Origin of the sequence: Parasphingorhabdus halotolerans (genome assembly GCF_012516475.1) — a bacterium.
Lineage (GTDB): Bacteria > Pseudomonadota > Alphaproteobacteria > Sphingomonadales > Sphingomonadaceae > Parasphingorhabdus > Parasphingorhabdus halotolerans.
In genome coordinates, this window is the sequence record NZ_CP051217.1 from 1,756,033 (window position 1) to 1,773,106 (window position 17,074).

A 17,074-nucleotide genomic window follows, 5' to 3' on the forward strand; every position below is an offset into this window, starting at 1 on the left:
AGCATGGCACAATATCTAATCGCTTATATCATCGCAGCCGTAATTTTCGGCATATTGGATGCCATCTGGCTGAGCAACGCGGCGGAAAAACTCTATCGCCCGATCATCGGTGACCTAATGGCAGATCAATTTCGTCTGGCTCCGGCACTGGTTTTTTACGCGCTTTATCTCGCTGGCATCATGTGGTTTGCGTTGCGACCGGCGTTGCAGGACGGGCAGTGGACGACCGCACTGCTCAATGGTGCATTACTGGGCTTTTTCTGCTACGCGACCTATGATTTGACCAATCAGGCGGTGATGAAAGTTTGGACCACCAAGCTGTCTGTGATTGATATTATCTGGGGTACTTTTGCGACTGGCACGACGGCTGCACTGACTGCGTTTCTGGTGCTGCGGTTTGTTAGATAGCATTTGACAGCAATGTGCTCCGCACGCCATGCGGCAATGAGTGCTTAGGCCAAAAACCAGCTCTGCATCAGGTGCGGAGCACGAAACTTTTACCCCGCCAACTGCGCCTCAATCTGATCTAACCGCTCTTTGCCAAAATACATCTCGCCTTCCACAAAAAATGTCGGGATGCCAAAAGCGCCGCGCTCGACGGCTTTTTCGGTATTGTCGATCAGTTCCTGTTTGATCGCCGCGTCCTGTGTTTGCGCGAACAAAGCCTGCGCATCGAAGCCGCCATCTTGCAGGATTTTCCCAACAGCTTCCGCATCGCTTGCATCAAGTTGCTGCTCCCAGATCGCGGGCAGCAACGCATCAATGAAATCCGAACGCTTGTCTGCGCCCACCGCTATCAGCATCCGTTGGAGTGTGATCGTGTTGAACGGAAAATGCGGGTTCATCTGGAATTTCGTCAAACCGTGTTTCGTGATGAAGCGCGTCATCTCCAGCATGGCATATTCATTCTTGCCCTTCACTTCGGCGTCGCGGATGAAGGGTGGCGCATTGCCCGTCAGCTTGTGCATCCCGCCGAGAAAGGCTGGGATGATTTCAATATTCGCGTCATGTTTTTCCGCCAGCGCCTTGAGCGGGTACCATGCTAGGTACGCATTGGGACTGACGAAATCGTAGATTAGTTCGATGGTCTTGGTCATTTTTCTATTCTCACCATTTCTCGTTACCATTTTTCATTCCAGGGCCGGATATCCAATTCAAACGTCCAGCTGTTGCGCGGCTGCTCGTGCAACCAGACATAATTCTGCGCCAGATCATCGGGGTTCACGACCCCGTCATTGGCCTTGCGCGCTTCATAATCAGGTAGCATCCCCTTGATCCACTCAGTATCGACAGCCGCGTCAATCACCACATGAGCGACATGAACATTTTGCGGCCCCATCTCGCGCGCCAGCGATTGCACCATATTGCGCAAGGCACCTTTCGCGCTCGCAAAGGCACCAAAACCCGCCGCGCCGCGCATACTGGCGGTTGCGCCGGTGAAGATGATCGATCCCTGCCCGCGTTCGCTCATAAGGCGCGCCGCCGCCTGTCCGGTGAGGAAACCCGCCAGTGTCGCCATTTCCCATATTTTGGTGAACTTGCGCGTGTCGGTATCGAGCATCGTCATCGGCACATTCGCCCCGACATTGAATACCACGCTATCCAGTGGGCCGATGTCATTTTCAATTTTTGCAAAAAGCTCCGTGACTTGTTCTTCGTTGCGCGCATCACAGGAAAAGCCATGTGCCTTGCCGCCGGTTCTGACAATCTCATCAACCACTGGCTGCAGCTTCTCGCCATTGCGCCGCGCACCCACGACGGTGTAGCCGACACCAGCAAAGGCGCGCATGATCGCACTGCCAATCGCATCGCCGGCACCCATGACCAAGACTGTTTTTTCCATGCGGCGCGCCTTCCATCAACCAGTTGCATTACGAAACCATGTTTGCCCGGTGATGGCAATGCAAGAATTCCCTCTAGGCGAATTTGACGCGCCTCGCTAAAGGATCATCATGACAACAGACACGCTGATAAACGAGCCCCAAATCTCACCCGAAACCGTCAAAGAGCACGGCCTGAACGAGGAGGAATATCAGCGCATATTAAACGCGCTGGGACGCGAACCGAATATTACCGAACTGGGGATTTTCTCGGTCATGTGGTCGGAACATTGTTCTTATAAATCATCTCGTCTGCATCTGAAGAAACTCCCCACAACCGGCCCGCAGGTTATTTGCGGCCCCGGCGAGAATGCGGGTGTAATTGACATTGGAGACAACCAAGCAGCGATCTTCAAGATGGAGTCGCACAACCATCCGTCTTACATCGAACCCTATCAGGGTGCAGCAACTGGCGTTGGCGGTATTCTCCGCGATGTGTTTACAATGGGTGCAAGGCCTGTTGCTAACTTGAACGCACTGCGTTTTGGTCGGCCTGACCATCCCAAGATGAAGCATCTGGTTAAAGGCGTGGTCGCTGGCATTGGCGGCTATGGTAACTGCGTTGGCGTGCCGACAGTAGGCGGCGAGACCAATTTTGATCCCGCTTATGACGGCAATATCATCGTCAACGCGATGACGGTCGGCGTGGCCGATGCGGACAAGATTTTCTATTCGGCGGCCAGCGGCGTTGGGAATCCCATTGTCTATGTCGGCTCGAAAACGGGCCGCGATGGTATCCACGGTGCGACCATGGCGAGCGCCGAATTTGATGATGATAGCGACGAGAAGCGCCCCACGGTCCAAGTCGGTGATCCGTTTACCGAAAAGCTGCTGATCGAGGCTTGCCTGGAGTTGATGGCAAGCGATGCGATTGTCGCCATTCAGGATATGGGCGCGGCAGGACTGACCAGCTCTTCGGTCGAAATGGCGACCAATGGCGAGGTTGGCATCATCCTCGACATGGACAAAGTGCCATGCCGCGAGACTGAAATGACGGCTTACGAGATGATGCTCAGCGAGTCGCAGGAACGCATGCTGATGGTATTGAAACCCGGCCGTGAGGAAATGGCTGAGGCGATTTTCACCAAGTGGGAACTGGACTTCGCGGTGATTGGCGAAGTGACCGATACCCGGAGGATGGTCCTTACCCACAAGGGCGAGACGGTCTGCGATATTCCGCTGGGGCCATTGGCCGATGATGCGCCGCTCTATGACCGGCCCTATATGAGCCGCGAGGAATATGCCGCGCATATTAATGTGCAACCGCTGGGTGATATTCCCGAAAGCAACGATATCGGCGCGGACTTGCTCAAGATGATGGCCACTCCCGCCCTCGCCTCACGCCGCTGGATCTGGGAGCAATATGACAGCCAGGTTGGTGCGGATACCGCCCAACGCTCCGGCGGCGATGCCGCAGTTGTGCGGGTTCATGGCACCAACAAGGGCCTTGCGATCACCACCGACTGCACGCCGCGTTATTGCAAGGCCGATCCCTATGAAGGCGGTAAGCAGGCAATCGCCGAAGCCTATCGCAACCTCTGCGCGGTCGGCGCGAAACCACTGGCGACCACCGATTGCATGAATTTCGGTAACCCCGAAAAACCGCATATCATGGCGCAATTCGTGCACAGCATTGAGGGCATGGCCGAAGCCTGTAAGGCGCTGGATATGCCCATCGTGTCGGGCAATGTCAGCCTGTATAACGAAACCACCGGCGCGGACGGCGTGAGCCATGCGATTTTACCGACACCAGCGATTGGTGCGGTGGGCTTGATTGACGATCTCGACAAGATGATGACGATTGGGTTTAAGAATGAGGGGGATTATGTCGCCACTATTGGATGGCACCATGAGGAACTAGGCCAGTCGCTGTGGATGCGTGAAATTCACGGCGTACAGGATGGCGCGCCACCATTGGTTGATCTGAAAGACGAAAGCTTGACCGGCACAGTCGTCAGGAAATTAATCGCCGAAGGCAAAGTGACGGCAGTTCACGATATTGGCGATGGCGGCCTTGCGGTTGCTCTCGCCGAAATGGCGCTCGCTGGGAACAAGGGCGCAGACATTCAAAAAATGACCAGCGCATTTGCGTTTAGCGAAGCGCAGGGGCGTTATGTTGTGACTTATCGCAACGAACGCGATCTGGATCCCGAACAAGTGCCGTTTACCAATATAGGCCGGGTCAAAGGCGATGCGTTGGTTTTGAATGAGAAGCCGATTGCACTTGCCGACCTCCGCGAAGCGCATGAAAGCTTCTTCCGTGACTGGATGGAAGACTAAGAGTCTAACATGGCCTATCGTCATGCTGAACTTGTTTCAGCATCTCATGAGGAAAATTGCGTTCGGTCGACGGAGATCCTGAAACAAGTTCAGGATGACGATAAATGGGGGAATGGTAAGATGCCAACAGGATATTCCGGAACCCCGCTCGCCAAAAAACTTTCGTTGAAAGACGGGATGCGGGTCTGGTTTTCTGACATGCCGGATAGCGTTCGCGCTGAAATTGAGGACTTTGGCCTGACATTGATAGAACAACCCGCGCCGTCCAAAGGCCTGAATGCCGCCCATATCTTTACCACCGAACGCTCCGCGATGGAACAGCATCTCACCGCCTTGCGCACGCTGATAGACTCCGCAGGTCAGGTCTGGGTTAGCTGGCCAAAAAGGGCGTCGAAGGTTCCCACCGATATCACCGAAGACACCATCCGCGAAGTTGCCCTGCCGATGGGTTTTGTAGATATCAAGGTGTGCGCAGTTGATGGCGTCTGGTCGGGGCTGAAGCTGGTTATCCGCAAGAAATTGCGGTATTCGCCCATGTCCCCTCACCGTTCATCCTGAGCTTGTTTCAGTATTTCATATGGAGAAAGTACGATTGCCAAAGGAGAGCCTGAAACAAGTTCAGCATGACAGTCTTTTTAACGACTCTATTTAAGACGCCTGCGCCAGCATATCATAAGGATCAATGCCGTCGGCGCGATATTGCTCGTGGGCTTGCCGATAAAATTTCGGCGGCGTCATGTTCAGCTTCTTGCGCAGCTCATCCAACGGCTGGGCCAGCAATTCTGTGATATTCTCTTCGCTGATCCGCGGACAGGCCTTGCCCATTTTTTGCGCCTCGCGAATAGCCTTGAACACCGGCGCGTCGCTTTTCACCTGCTTCTTCATGTTGAGGCCACCGGCATAAGCGATGAAGATATTGGCAATCGCCGGGTTCTGGCCAAAGGTGAATGCCAGCACACATTGTTCACCCAGTGCATCGCGGCCATAGCCGGTGAGAATATGGAGCAGATCATGGGTGTCACGCTGGCGATGGCCATACCATTCTATCAGATCGCCATATTGCTTGGGCGCAAATCGGTCGAATTCTTCCACCAGGCCGGCGGCGCTGAGGCCTTCTTTCTCCATGAAGTCACAATAGGCATGCGCCAGGCTACCCGCAGGCAGTTTCCGCAATCGCTCATGATCGTCGAGCAAGTTCGGCAGATGCGGTTCGCTGACCCGTAGTCCTTTACCCTTATCGCTATAGACAAAAGCTTCAGCATCCGTGCGAAAACCGGGACGCGGCAGGCTTTCAAAAATATGGAAAACCTGAGCGGTATCTTCCTTGTCCTTGATCAACTCGCGAAAGTGATGCAGCGCCTTGAGCGGACGAAAACGCGCTTCCGGGCGATCAGGGTGAATAAAGGCGGGTTCTGTTCCGCCAGCAAAATCATGATTCATTTCCATGGTTCGCATTTGGCCACTACTGACATTAATGTCAATACAGAAAATCATCCTTTCCTATATGGCTGCGGTTGCTTACAAAGCCCGTCATTCGACAATTGGCGGAAATTCGGCGTTCCTTGCAGTCAATTTGGTCAACTTTGAAAAGAGAATTGCGACGCATCCGATGAAACCACATGACACCCTGCCCTATACTGAGCTGCCCAAATATTCCGATGACGAACGGGTGACCCGTTCTGCTGCATTCTACGAGGCGATCAAAACCCGCCGCACCTGTCGCTATTTCACCGATGAACCGATTCCTCGCGCCGTGATCGAGAATGCTATTCTCGCCGCCGGAACCGCTCCCAATGGCGCCAATCACCAGCCGTGGCATTTTGCGGTGATCGAATCGGCGGATAAGAAGAAGGCCTTGCGTGAGGCGGCGGAGGCCGAAGAGCGCGAATTTTATGAGACCAAGGCAAGCGCGGAATGGCTGGAGGCATTGGGACCGCTCGGCACCGATGCGGACAAGCCGTTTCTGGAAACCGCGCCCTATCTGATTGTGATATTCGGTCAGCGCAAAGGCGGCATGAACCCCGGCGAGATGAAGCAAAATTATTATGTGGGCGAGAGCGTCGGTATCGCCACCGGCATGCTGATCACGGCGATGCATGATGCGGGCCTCGCAACGCTTACCCACACGCCGAACCCGATGAAATTCCTGAACGAGGTGTGTGACCGACCCAGCAACGAAAAGCCGATGATGGTGCTCGTGGTCGGCAAGCCTGCGCCGGATGCGACTATTCCGATGCACGCCACGATCAAGAAACCGCTTGATCAGATTTCGAGTTGGTTGTGATTAGCCTAAACTCCTTGACCTCCGTTCGTGCTGAGCTTGTCGAAGCACCCGCATCGACCGGACACTGCTCCAACGGAAACTGGCCTGCGACAGGCTCGGGACGAACGGAACTGGTGTGACAACAACGACCGCCACCCCCCGCTACCTCGAGCTCGATGCGATGCGCGGTTTCGCGGTCATGGGCATATTACTCATGAACATCGTCGGTTTCGCCATGCCCGAAATGGCCTATTTCTCGCCAGCGGTTTACGGCGGCACCGACACGCCGGATATTATCGTCTGGGCGCTGTCTTTCATTTTCGTCGATGGCAAGATGCGCGGGCTTTTCACATTGCTGTTTGGCGCCAGCATGATGCTAGTTGTCGAGCGCGCGGAGGCTAATAGCCAAAATCCCGCTAAAGTGCATTTTTCACGCATGTTCTGGCTCGCACTATTTGGCCTTGCTCATTTTTTCTTTCTCTGGTTTGGCGACATATTATTTCTTTACGCAGTGGTTGGCTGTGTTGCCTATTTCATGGTGGGCCTCCCCTCAGAAACCTTGTTCCGCCGGGCGCTGCTGCTCTATGTTATCGGCATAGTCGCTTTTGGCGCGATGATGGGAAGCCTGCTCTATTTGCAATATCAGGCTGGCCAGCCCGGCGCGAGTGCGTTCGTCATTGCGCAATATCAAGATGCTATCGCAGATTTTCGTGTCGACGATGCGGCGATTGCGGCAGAAGTGTCGTTATACCAATCGGGCTTCAGCTCGATCTTCATGGATAAAATCGCCAATTCCCTGTTTCAGCCACTTTCCGGCATTGCCTTCAGCTTCATGGAAACCCTGCCGCTGATGATGATTGGCATGGCGCTTTATAAGGACGGATTTTTTAGCGGCAGCTGGGAGCGTGCCCGGTACAAAAACTGGGGGACAAAGTTCACACTGATCGGCATATTGCTGCTGGTTCCGATGGTGATATTCCAGATACGCAGCGATTTTGAAATCTTGCGGGTGCTGAATGTCAATTTCTCTTGGACCGGTCCGTCGTTGCTGCTGATGACTATTGGCTATGCATGCTTGCTGATCTTGCTGATCCGAAAATATTCCAACGCAAGCTGGTTGCACCGGGTCGCGGCTGCCGGCCGTGTGGCTTTCTCGAACTATCTTGGCACCAGCATCGCAATGACGTTCATCTTCTATGGCTGGGGTCTGGGCTATTTCGGACAGATCAACCGCGCCACGCTTTATCTTCTCGTGCTGGGCACATGGATCAACATGCTGCTCTGGTCCAAACCGTGGCTGATGCGATATCGCTACGGCCCGCTCGAATGGCTCTGGCGTTCGCTGGCACGGCTGGAAGTGCAAAAAATGCGGATCGACTGATTATCGTTCTTTTAGTGCTTTTGCTATTGCGATCTATTCTCATTAGCTATATACGAGTCGCAACGAAGGCATTAGAGGCATAGTAATGGTTGTTTGTATTTGCAATGCGATTAGGGAAAAAGACCTGCGTGCCGCGGTTCGCAGCGGTTCTGAAAAGCCTTGCGAAGTCTATGCGCAGCTCGGTCGCAAACCCAAATGCGGTCAATGCCTCTCATTCGCAAAAACGATTATTCAGTCCGAACTTGCGACCGCTTAGCATTCGCTTTAGCAACTTACTGAAATAATTAAATTTTCTCGGAAGACGCCTCTTTCGTCAGCGGTGTATTTGCTTTATACAATCCGTAACTCAGCTTCAGATACTGGAAGGACCACGCCATGAAGGGCGACGCAAAAGTCATCGAATTTCTCAACGAGGCGCTCAAGAATGAGCTCACCGCGATCAATCAATATTTTCTCCACAGCAAGATGTTGGACAACTGGGGCGTCAGCAAGCTCGCGAAGTTTGAATATGAAGAATCGATCGACGAGATGAAACATGCGGACAAACTAGCCGAACGCATCCTGTTTCTCGATGGTCTACCCAATTTCCAGCTGCTCGGACGGATAAAAATTGGCGAAACGGTGGAAGAAATCCTCAAGGCTGATCTTGAGCTGGAGCATGAGGCGCTACCGCAGCTGAAAAATGCCATTGAGCATAGCGAGTCTGTGCGCGACTATGTCAGCCGTGATCTTTTCGCCGAAATTCTCGAAAATGAAGAAGAGCATGTCGATACGCTGGAAAAGCAGTTTGACATGATTGAGCGTATGGGGATTGAAAACTACATCCAGCTGCAATCGGAATCAGCCGAGTAAGCTGCTGCTGGCCCTAGCGGCCAATTAGTGTCCCGCCGCGCGGCGTCCGAATCCGGATGTCTGGCGATGGACAACGGGGCTGGATGCCTGATCGAGTAAAGCCAGAGTTTGCTCAAACAGCGGACGCAATCCGACAATCAGTTCCATGATCTCATCGGGCGCTTCACGGTGTTCAATGGATTTGCGGGCGATAAACTCAATCCGCTCCGCCAGCTCGCAAAGCCGGGTTGCGCCAAACTGCCCAGCCTCTCCTTTGAGCGTGTGGGCCGGCATGACAATGCGGATCGCGTCTTTGGTCCGCATCGCATCTTCAATTTCAGCGACCGACCGGGTACCATCCTCTCGAAAATAGCCCAATATCCGGACAAAATTCGGACCGAGCGCGGCACTGGTCTGGTTGTAGATCGACCAATCAATGAGATTTTCATCTATCTGTGCCACGGTCACATCCTGGTTCAAGCAATAAGAATTCGGGTCATGCTCATAGGTTTACGACGGTAATTGTAAAAACTTAGTTACCAATTCAAAAAAAATTAACCATGATCATCTTTGAATAACGATGGCTCTACTCTTTGTCGTGATAGGGATTTTTCGGAGCGCGAATAATCAAGCGCACGGGAACGCCGCCAAACCCAAGCTCCCGCCGGATACCGTTAATCAGATACCGCCGATAACTTTCCGGCAGATCATCAACCCGCGTCCCGAAGATGACGAAGCTCGGCGGACGGGTTTTCGCCTGGGTAATATAGCGCAATTTAATGCGTTTGCCGCCCGGCGCTGGTGGCGGATTATCTGTGATCGCATCCTCAAACCAGCGGTTGAGTTTGCCTGTCGAGACACGCTGCGACCAGACCCGGCGGGAGTTGAAGGCCGCTTTCAGCAGCTGATCTATACCCTTACCGGTAAAGGCAGAAATGGTAATTAGCGGCACATCACGAACCTGCGCCAGCCCGTCGTCCAATGCTGCGCGGATGCCGTTGAACAATTTGCTGGGCCCTTCGGCAACATCCCATTTGTTGATCGCGATCACTAAGCAGCGTCCTTCCTGGATAGTCTGGTCAGCGATCCGCAGATCCTGTGCCTCAAGCCCCTTGGTGGCATCAAGCAGCAAGACAACGACTTCGGCAAAATCAATCGAGCGTTTCGCATCCGCAACCGATAATTTCTCTAGCTTGTCATTGACCTTCGCCCGTTTGCGCATGCCGGCGGTATCAATTAGCCTTACTCTGCGATCCGGTTCGATACCGTCCAGTAAATCTTCTTCGGTCAGCGCATTATCATGCCAAGACCAGTCCACGGTTATACTATCCCGCGTGATACCCGCTTCCGGGCCGGTAATCAGACGATCCTCGCCGAGCATCTTGTTTATAAGCGTCGACTTGCCGGCATTGGGGCGACCGACAATGGCCATTTTGAGCGGTGCACGTTCATCCGTCGGCTCATCGGCAGCAGCCACCTTGAAGCCCTCGACATAAGGCTGGATGGCCTGAAACAGATCGGCCATACCATCACCATGCTCGGCGCTGAACGGAATCGGATCGCCAAAACCCAGAGCATAGCTTTCCAATATGCCCGATTGGGCCGCATTGCCCTCTGCCTTGTTGACCAGCAGTATCACCGGCGTTTTTGCGCTTCGCAGCCAGCGCGCGATTTCCTCGTCCAAGGGCGTTAGGCCAGCGCGGCCATCTATCACGAATATCGCGAGTTCGGCCCCGGCAACCGCCATCTCGGTCTGCTTGCGCATCCGGCCTGGCAGGCTTTTGGCATCTTCATCTTCGTATCCTGCGGTATCGATGGCGTTAAATTCAAGACCTAGTAAATTGGCCGCGCCTTCCCGCCGGTCACGCGTCACTCCCGGCCGGTCATCAACCAGCGCCAGTTTCTTGCCAACCAGACGGTTGAACAGAGTGGACTTGCCGACATTGGGCCGCCCGATAATCGCGATATTGGGCAGCATGTTGCTAGGTCCCGTTCCTTTTACAAAAAACCTTACCGGAAAGCCGAAATGCGGCCACTACTGTCGAGAATATAAAGCATGCCGCCGGCCACTATCGGTGGTAGCGAGACGCCGTCGTTCAGCTCAAACATGGTCGATGCAGAGCCTTCCCCGGGTGAGATGGAAACAACTTCACCCTCGGTGCTGGCAACGATCAAACGATTGCCTGCGAGCACCGGGCCCGTCCAGTTGACCGGATTTTTCTTCTTCTCGATATTGCGGAAAGCTGCCAATTGGCTGATCCAGCGCACTTTACCGGTTGGCCGGGCAATGCAAAGCAATTTTGCATCGTCAGTCAGCACAAAAACCCATTCGCCAGAAACGACAGGCGTTGCAATACCAGCGATATTCAATTCCCAGATCCGTTGACCGGTTACCAGTTCATAGGACGCCATCCGTCCGCCCTGGCCGAGCGCAAATACCCGCCCCCGGTCAATTACCGGGTCAGCATCAATATCAGAAAGTGTCGAAACCGAGGTCGAAATGCTGGTCCGCGCCAGTGCATCGCTCCAGAGATTACGACCATTTTCATAGCGATAAGCCGTCAGCTCGCCAGAGGAATAACCGGCAATCACCGTGCCTTGCGCCGCTGCGGGTGCAGCTACGCCAAAGATACCCGCCAGACCCAGTGTACCCGCCTCATTCCATTGCACAGAACCATCAGTCTGGCTCAGCGCATAAATCTGGTTGTCCTGTGTCATGACGTAGACATTCCCGTTCGACACCGTTGGTGCGCCGCGCAGCGGGCCTGCCGGGCGTACTTTCCACAATTGGCTGCCATCGGCGGCATTCAAGGCCACCACATCACCGACACCATTGGTGGCATAGACCATCGTGCCCTCTGCGCTGACACCGCCGCCAAACAGGGAGTCTTTTCCATCGCCTTTCACATCGATCCGGGTCGACCAGATTTTTGCTCCGGACGCCGCGTCAAAGGCGTGGACCATCGCTTCGGTATCTACAGCATAAAGCCGGCCATTGGAAACAACTGGCGATGCCGCCAGTCGCGCCCGTTTTGTCGTACCACTGATATTGGCCGTCCAGACGCGCTGAGGCGATGCGCCCAGAGCAAGATGGCCCATGGATTTACCAGCATTGCCGCCTGATTGTGCCCAGTCTGCATTGGAAATAGCCGTCGGCAATATAACCGAAATACCAGCAAGTGCCGGATCAACTTCTGCGCCACTTTCACCTGACAATATGCTGGTGCGATTGCCGATCGTCGGCGTCTTTTTCTCGTCGTCGCCACCGCCACCAAGCAATGCGCAGCCAGAAACCAGTGTGACCGCTACCAGAGCCGCAAGAACTTTGGCCGGAAATTGACGAAATCGGCTTGTTGTTTCAGTGTTCATTATTCGGTTTTCCCCTCATCCGCTGATACCGGTGCGATTTGCGCAACACCGCCGGTTTCACCGTCTGTTTTATCTTCTTCAGTTTCCACCGCATCAATACCCTGAACACCTGCCATTTGCAGAGCCCGTGATCGGATTGTCGGCGGGACTGTCTTGTCTTTTGCGAGCTGGGCAAATAACGGGCCAGCCAGATTGGCCTTGCCCATGTCCAGATAAGCAATTGCAACCATCTCACCGGCGCTACCAAACCAAGGATTCCCAGGCACCGCCATCGGCTTCAACCGGTCCACCACTTGCTGGGGCTTCAGGCTGTCAAATTCCGCTGCCGTCTGGCGGATCAAGGCCAGATCACGGAAAGGTCCGGGCAATGTCTTGTCAGCCTTGATCTTGGCATAGGCTGCAACGGCCTTTTTCACATCCTGTTTTTCCAGCGCGATATTGGCTTGCATCATCTGGGCTGCAGCACGGTAGCCATCCTGATCCGCAGTCTCCAAAGACTCGAGTGCCTTGGATGCCCCGTCCAGATTATTCTGCTTGAGACTATCAATCGCACTGACATATTCTTCGCTGCGCAATCCGGAGGCTTCATCCTGGCTGTTACCGTAGAAAATCCACCCTGCAAGCGAAGCAAGGCCGATCACCAATGCGACCGCGATCACCAGACCATAGCGCTGGGCGAATTCCTTGAAATTGTCTTCCCGAACGGCATCATCAACTTCGCGGAGAAAAACATCTTCGCTACGGCTCGTTTCGTCTTTGGGAGTATCTTTAATCGGTGGCTTGGCCAAACTGGCCTCCTTAAACTAATCCTGGTTCATATATTCTATTGACCGCAAAACACGGCTATAATTTACCGGCTGCTCTTTAGCGCCCGCTTGGCCAAATGTAAAAGTCTATCGTCCATTTCAATATGCTGAACGTGTTTTCATGATTATGCTGGAATTTGGTTATTTTTTGGGTTGATAGAGCTGGTCCGGTCCCGGGAAGCTGCGGTTCCTTACATCCTCGGCATATTTTATCGCCGCGCCCTCGATATTTTCCGCAATATTGTGATAACGCTTCACAAAGCGCGCCGTGCGTTCGAACATGCCAAGCATGTCTTCTGTTACCAGCACTTGCCCGTCACATTGCGCCGAGGCACCGATGCCAATGGTAATCGCATCGACCGCCTTGGTTGCTTCAATCGCAATCGGTTCCAGCACGCCTTCCAGCACAATGGCAAAGGCGCCGGCCCTGTCCAGCGCGACGGCATCGCCAACGATTTTCTTGGCCTCGGCATCGCTGCGCCCGCGCGCAGCATAGCCGCCGAGCACGTTAATCGCTTGCGGGGTCAACCCCACGTGGCCGACAACCGGGATACCGCGCTGGACCATGAATGCTACGGTTTCAGCCATAACTTCGCCGCCCTCCAGCTTCACTGCCGCCGCGCCGGTTTCCTTTAATATCCGCGCGGCGCTTTCATAGGCCTGTTGCGGTGAAGCTTCATAAGAACCAAAGGGCATGTCAACTACAACCACGCTATGATAGCTGCCGCGCACCACCGCAGCGCCGTGGTTGCACATCATCTCCAGAGTGACCGGGATAGTTGAATCCAGTCCGTAAATCACCTGCGCCAGACTATCGCCCACCAGCAATATATCGCAATGCGCATCTAGCAGTTGCGCTGTGCGCGCCGTGTATGCCGTAAGCATCACGACAGGTTCCGCAGTAACGCCATCGACCTTGCGGCTCTGAATTTTGGGCACGGACAGTCGCCGCATCGGCTGTGGGTTCGGATGCGCCCGGCTGGTGGACGTATCAAGTTTATATGTAGTAGACATGATGTGATAATAGCAGCCAAGAATAATAAGACCAGCATTGCCTTTCGCTTTCAATTGCGCCACAAAATAGCGGTCTCACGACTCACCCGAAATCACCTTCCAGAATAATGGAATATCTTATGCCAACGGCTGCGCGCCCCGACTCTGCGGGTTCTGCTCCTGCGGGTCAGCAATCCATATTGCTGTTTGTCGCTTTTATCGTGTTCATCGATATGATGGGCATCGGCCTCATATTGCCGGTCATGCCTTCATTGATTGAGGGCATCACCGGTGCGAGCATCGACCGGGCAGCAGAAATTGGCGGCTGGTTGCTGTTTGCCTATGCCACCATGCAATTCCTGTTTGCGCCAATTATCGGCGGACTGAGCGACCGGTTCGGGCGGAGACCAGTGTTGCTGACCACCTTGTTTTTGCTCGGCCTCGACTATGTGATTATGGCATGGGCACCTGCGCTCGTTTGGCTTTTTGTCGGGCGTATCATATCCGGGGTGATGGGCGCGAGCTGGGCGGCAGCTAACAGTTGTGTTGCCGATGTCGCCAAGCCAGAAGAGCGCGGCAAGTTTTTCGGCATTTTGGGCGGAGCAGGCGCGATGGGCTTTGTTATTGGCCCGGGTATTGGTGGCATATTAGGCGAATATAATGACCGGCTGCCGTTCATTGCAGCCGCCGTTCTTGCGCTCGTCGGAACCGCAGTAGGTATTTTGATCCTGAAGGAGACCTTGCCACAGGAAAAGCGCCGGGCCTTCACTATTGTGCGCGCCAATCCGCTCGGCAGCCTGCTCCAGATGTCAAAAACGCCACTGGTCATCGGTTTTCTGGCGGCAATATTCATCCTGCAACTCGCCGCGCAGGCGCAAATCGCGGTTTGGGCCTATTGGCTTATCGAACGCTTTGACTGGAGCAAAACGCAAATCGGGTTCAGCGTTGTCCTGTTCGGAATCTTGCTGGCATTGGTACAGGGCGGGCTGGTCGGCAGGCTCATCGGTCGCATCGGCGAACGGCGCACCGCCTATTTCGGCCTGATGTTCGGTATTCCCGCTTACCTCACCTTTGCCTTCGCGCCGAATGACTGGTTCGTCTATGTCGGCATTGTTGTTGGCGCGGCCAGCGGCTTTGCTTTCCCCGCAATGCAGCAGATGATGAGCAACCGGATCAGCGAAGATGCCCAGGGTGAGTTGCAGGGCGCAATCGCCAGCACGGTAAGCCTGACGTCGATTGTTGGCCCGGTCATGATGACCGCAGTATTCGGCGCTTATGCCGATCAACAGGGATTGTATTTTCCCGGCGCGCCGTTTCTGGTCGGGGCTGGTCTGATGCTGGTTTCAATCCTGGTCTATGCTGCCACCGCGCGGCGGCATTACAGCGCCTAGCGCTTCGCGACAGAGACGGCCTGCGCCGGATTATCGCTGAAAATACCATCTACACCGGCAGCAATGAAACGCAGAATTTCGCCTTCCAGATCGCCCGTTCCGGCCGGGTCAATGCCGCTCTTGAAATCCGTGGGCAGAAAATAATTTTCCCGCCGGAAGGTCCAGGGATGCACGACCAACCCCGCCTTATGAGCCGCTTGCACCAGTCTTGTTGGTTCGGTTAGCTGGCCAAGTGCGTTGCGGCCGATCACCATTTCCTTGGGCGGCCCCAGTCCATCAGCATAGGTCGCTATTTCTTTCAGGCCATCAGGAGTGATCATCGATGCATAAGTCTGTCCGTCGACATCCGGCGGTCCACCTTCACTAGCGACCAGCTGCACAAGGCGTATTTCGGTTTTTGCATTGAGCACCTTGAGATTGCCTACCTCGAAAGACTGGATAAACACAGGATCATCGCCATCTTCAAAACCATATTGCGCAAGCAATTTGAGCAATGGCTCCTCATGCGCGAGCCCAATCGACGCAAAATAGCCCGGATGCTTGGTCTCCGGATAGACGCCGATCCGCTGGCCGGTGTTCGCTTCATGCGCCTTCAACAGATCCAGCACTTCCGCAAAGGTTGGAATCTCATACCGGCCATCATATTGCGTGTTGGCCGCGCGCAAATCCGGCAGACGTTCTTTGGCTCGCAATGTCTTGAGTTCAGCAAGCGTGAAATCTTCGGTGAACCAGCCCGATATTTCCTGACCATCGATGATCTTGGTGGTTTTGCGGTCCGCAAATTCGGGCTTATCCGCGACGTCGGTCGTCCCGCTAATCTCGTTCTCATGGCGCGCAACCAGCACATCGTCTTTGGTCAGCACCAGATCGGGTTCGATAAAATCCGCACCCTGCTCAATCGCCAGTTGATAGGCCGCCAATGTATGCTCGGGCCGTTCTCCACTAGCACCGCGATGCGCGATTATGATTGGCGGCTCACCGGATAAAGTCGGCACTTTTGCTGCTCCCTGCCCTGATTCTCCCGCACATGCTGCCAACAGCAAAATTGCAAAAGCACAAAGCAGGCGAGTGAATATCATGTAGTGACTTCTACACCTTTCCAGAACGCGATGCGATCCTTGATCTCTGCCGCTTTCTCTTTCGGTGTCGGATAAAACCAGGCTGCGTCCTCATTGGTTTCGCCATTGACGACCAGTGTGTGATAAGACGCGTCACCCTTCCACGGACAGTGAGAAGTCGTCTCGCTGCTGGTCAGATATTTCGACCAGACCGCATCACGCGGGAAATAATGATTGCCCTCGACCACCACCGTGTCATCACTCTCGGCAATCACTGCGCCATTCCATTTTGCTGTCGCCAATTTCTTTTCCTTCCCTGAACGATGAGGACCGCGCCTGTCAAAACCGACAGCGGAGTCCAAATCCAGATTACTTCGGACACAAGTACCCGAAAACCGCGTTCAGAGATAAAATTGTCGATCCCGATTGGCGATACGGCAATCGGGGTAATCGACGCAAAATAGCGATTGTGATCAAATGGCCAGAACAGTGCGGCACCTAGCCCGCCGTTGGTCAGCATGTCTAGTAGGCCGTGGGAAGCCATTGCGATGAAGAGATAAGCTGCGGCGATCCAATATTTCCGGGGACGCCAGACGGCTATGGCGAGAAGCGCAGCGGCGGCGGCAAAAACAAAGCTATGCGTTGCGCCGCGATGGCCCCAACTGTCGGCATAATCCACTCCAAAACGAAACCCGATCACATCGGCGTCGGGCAGCATTGCAAAAGCTATTCCTGTTACAAGAACCGGCACCGATATCCGGCCGCGACCCAGCATCAACGCGCCCGCTATCGGCACCGCTGCATGGGACATGATGGTGGGCA

General features: G+C 54.3%; 19 protein-coding genes. 8 read left to right on the plus strand and 11 right to left on the minus strand.

Annotated elements, in window-relative coordinates:
• The first annotated feature begins 3 nt into the window (after positions 1-3).
• Positions 4-408 carry a DUF2177 family protein gene (locus tag HF685_RS08550; protein WP_168819292.1) on the plus strand — a complete coding sequence of 135 codons (405 nt, stop codon included), beginning with the start codon at positions 4-6 and terminating at the stop codon, positions 406-408.
• An 89-nt stretch (positions 409-497) separates the two neighbouring features.
• On the opposite strand, the gene HF685_RS08555 is transcribed toward HF685_RS08550, so the two are convergent.
• The gene (locus HF685_RS08555; protein WP_168819293.1) at positions 498-1,097 is read right to left on the minus strand and encodes a 2-hydroxychromene-2-carboxylate isomerase; all 600 of its coding nucleotides are present in this window, start codon (positions 1,095-1,097) and stop codon (positions 498-500) included.
• A 23-nt stretch (positions 1,098-1,120) separates the two neighbouring features.
• Positions 1,121-1,843, minus strand: coding sequence for an SDR family NAD(P)-dependent oxidoreductase (locus tag HF685_RS08560; RefSeq protein ID WP_168819294.1), 723 nt, complete (start codon positions 1,841-1,843; stop codon positions 1,121-1,123).
• A gap of 109 nt (positions 1,844-1,952) precedes the next feature.
• On the opposite strand from HF685_RS08560, the gene purL reads away from it, so the two are divergent.
• Positions 1,953-4,160 carry a phosphoribosylformylglycinamidine synthase subunit PurL gene (purL, locus tag HF685_RS08565; RefSeq protein WP_168819295.1) on the plus strand — a complete coding sequence of 736 codons (2,208 nt, stop codon included), beginning with the start codon at positions 1,953-1,955 and terminating at the stop codon, positions 4,158-4,160.
• A gap of 120 nt (positions 4,161-4,280) precedes the next feature.
• Positions 4,281-4,718: a DUF3052 family protein gene (locus HF685_RS08570; RefSeq protein WP_168819296.1), complete on the plus strand. Its 438-nt coding sequence runs from the start codon at positions 4,281-4,283 to the stop codon at positions 4,716-4,718.
• 90 nt (positions 4,719-4,808) lie between these two features.
• Here the strand turns inward: HF685_RS08570 and HF685_RS08575 are convergent, their stop codons facing one another.
• Positions 4,809-5,606 (minus strand): Coq4 family protein, encoded by a 798-nt coding sequence (locus HF685_RS08575; RefSeq protein ID WP_246218554.1) that lies wholly within the window; start codon positions 5,604-5,606, stop codon positions 4,809-4,811.
• A gap of 163 nt (positions 5,607-5,769) precedes the next feature.
• Between HF685_RS08575 and HF685_RS08580 the strand changes: the two genes are divergently transcribed.
• The 4 genes from HF685_RS08580 (at position 5,770) to bfr (ending at position 8,656) form a co-directional block, all read left to right on the plus strand.
• Positions 5,770-6,444: a nitroreductase family protein gene (locus HF685_RS08580; protein ID WP_168821420.1), complete on the plus strand. Its 675-nt coding sequence runs from the start codon at positions 5,770-5,772 to the stop codon at positions 6,442-6,444.
• A 115-nt stretch (positions 6,445-6,559) separates the two neighbouring features.
• Positions 6,560-7,804, plus strand: a complete 1,245-nt coding sequence (locus HF685_RS08585; RefSeq protein ID WP_168819297.1) for a DUF418 domain-containing protein — start codon at positions 6,560-6,562, stop codon at positions 7,802-7,804.
• A gap of 85 nt (positions 7,805-7,889) precedes the next feature.
• Positions 7,890-8,060 (plus strand): (2Fe-2S)-binding protein, encoded by a 171-nt coding sequence (locus HF685_RS08590; RefSeq protein ID WP_168819299.1) that lies wholly within the window; start codon positions 7,890-7,892, stop codon positions 8,058-8,060.
• Positions 8,061-8,179: 119 nt separating this feature from the next.
• Positions 8,180-8,656 carry a bacterioferritin gene (gene bfr, locus HF685_RS08595; RefSeq protein WP_168819301.1) on the plus strand — a complete coding sequence of 159 codons (477 nt, stop codon included), beginning with the start codon at positions 8,180-8,182 and terminating at the stop codon, positions 8,654-8,656.
• Positions 8,657-8,680: 24 nt separating this feature from the next.
• On the opposite strand, the gene HF685_RS08600 is transcribed toward bfr, so the two are convergent.
• The 5 genes from HF685_RS08600 to panB form a co-directional block, all read right to left on the minus strand.
• On the minus strand, positions 8,681-9,097 hold the full coding sequence (locus HF685_RS08600; RefSeq protein ID WP_168819303.1) for an Hpt domain-containing protein: 417 nt from the start codon (positions 9,095-9,097) through the stop codon (positions 8,681-8,683).
• A 124-nt stretch (positions 9,098-9,221) separates the two neighbouring features.
• Positions 9,222-10,613: a ribosome biogenesis GTPase Der gene (gene der / locus HF685_RS08605; RefSeq protein WP_168819305.1), complete on the minus strand. Its 1,392-nt coding sequence runs from the start codon at positions 10,611-10,613 to the stop codon at positions 9,222-9,224.
• Between the two features lie 32 nt (positions 10,614-10,645).
• A complete protein-coding gene (locus HF685_RS08610) occupies positions 10,646-12,004 on the minus strand; it encodes an outer membrane protein assembly factor BamB family protein (RefSeq protein ID WP_168819307.1) in 1,359 nt (452 codons plus the stop codon).
• The gene (locus tag HF685_RS08615; RefSeq protein ID WP_246218555.1) at positions 12,004-12,792 is read right to left on the minus strand and encodes a tetratricopeptide repeat protein; all 789 of its coding nucleotides are present in this window, start codon (positions 12,790-12,792) and stop codon (positions 12,004-12,006) included. Before HF685_RS08615 ends, HF685_RS08610 begins: the two co-directional genes overlap by 1 nt.
• 159 nt (positions 12,793-12,951) lie before the next feature.
• The gene (panB, locus tag HF685_RS08620) at positions 12,952-13,824 is read right to left on the minus strand and encodes a 3-methyl-2-oxobutanoate hydroxymethyltransferase (protein ID WP_168819309.1); all 873 of its coding nucleotides are present in this window, start codon (positions 13,822-13,824) and stop codon (positions 12,952-12,954) included.
• 119 nt (positions 13,825-13,943) lie between these two features.
• Here panB and HF685_RS08625 point away from each other — a divergent pair, with 119 nt between their 5' ends.
• On the plus strand, positions 13,944-15,194 hold the full coding sequence (locus HF685_RS08625) for a TCR/Tet family MFS transporter (RefSeq protein WP_168819311.1): 1,251 nt from the start codon (positions 13,944-13,946) through the stop codon (positions 15,192-15,194).
• Here HF685_RS08625 and HF685_RS08630 read toward each other — a convergent pair.
• From HF685_RS08630 to HF685_RS08640, 3 genes are read right to left on the minus strand one after another with little or no spacing between them, the layout of a single operon-like run.
• The gene (locus HF685_RS08630; RefSeq protein ID WP_168819313.1) at positions 15,191-16,273 is read right to left on the minus strand and encodes a glycerophosphodiester phosphodiesterase; all 1,083 of its coding nucleotides are present in this window, start codon (positions 16,271-16,273) and stop codon (positions 15,191-15,193) included. The genes HF685_RS08625 and HF685_RS08630 overlap by 4 nt on opposite strands.
• Positions 16,270-16,554 (minus strand): DUF427 domain-containing protein, encoded by a 285-nt coding sequence (locus HF685_RS08635; RefSeq protein WP_168819315.1) that lies wholly within the window; start codon positions 16,552-16,554, stop codon positions 16,270-16,272. Before HF685_RS08635 ends, HF685_RS08630 begins: the two co-directional genes overlap by 4 nt.
• Positions 16,524-17,063 (minus strand): metal-dependent hydrolase, encoded by a 540-nt coding sequence (locus tag HF685_RS08640; RefSeq protein ID WP_211051076.1) that lies wholly within the window; start codon positions 17,061-17,063, stop codon positions 16,524-16,526. Before HF685_RS08640 ends, HF685_RS08635 begins: the two co-directional genes overlap by 31 nt.
• Positions 17,064-17,074 lie beyond the last annotated feature (11 nt).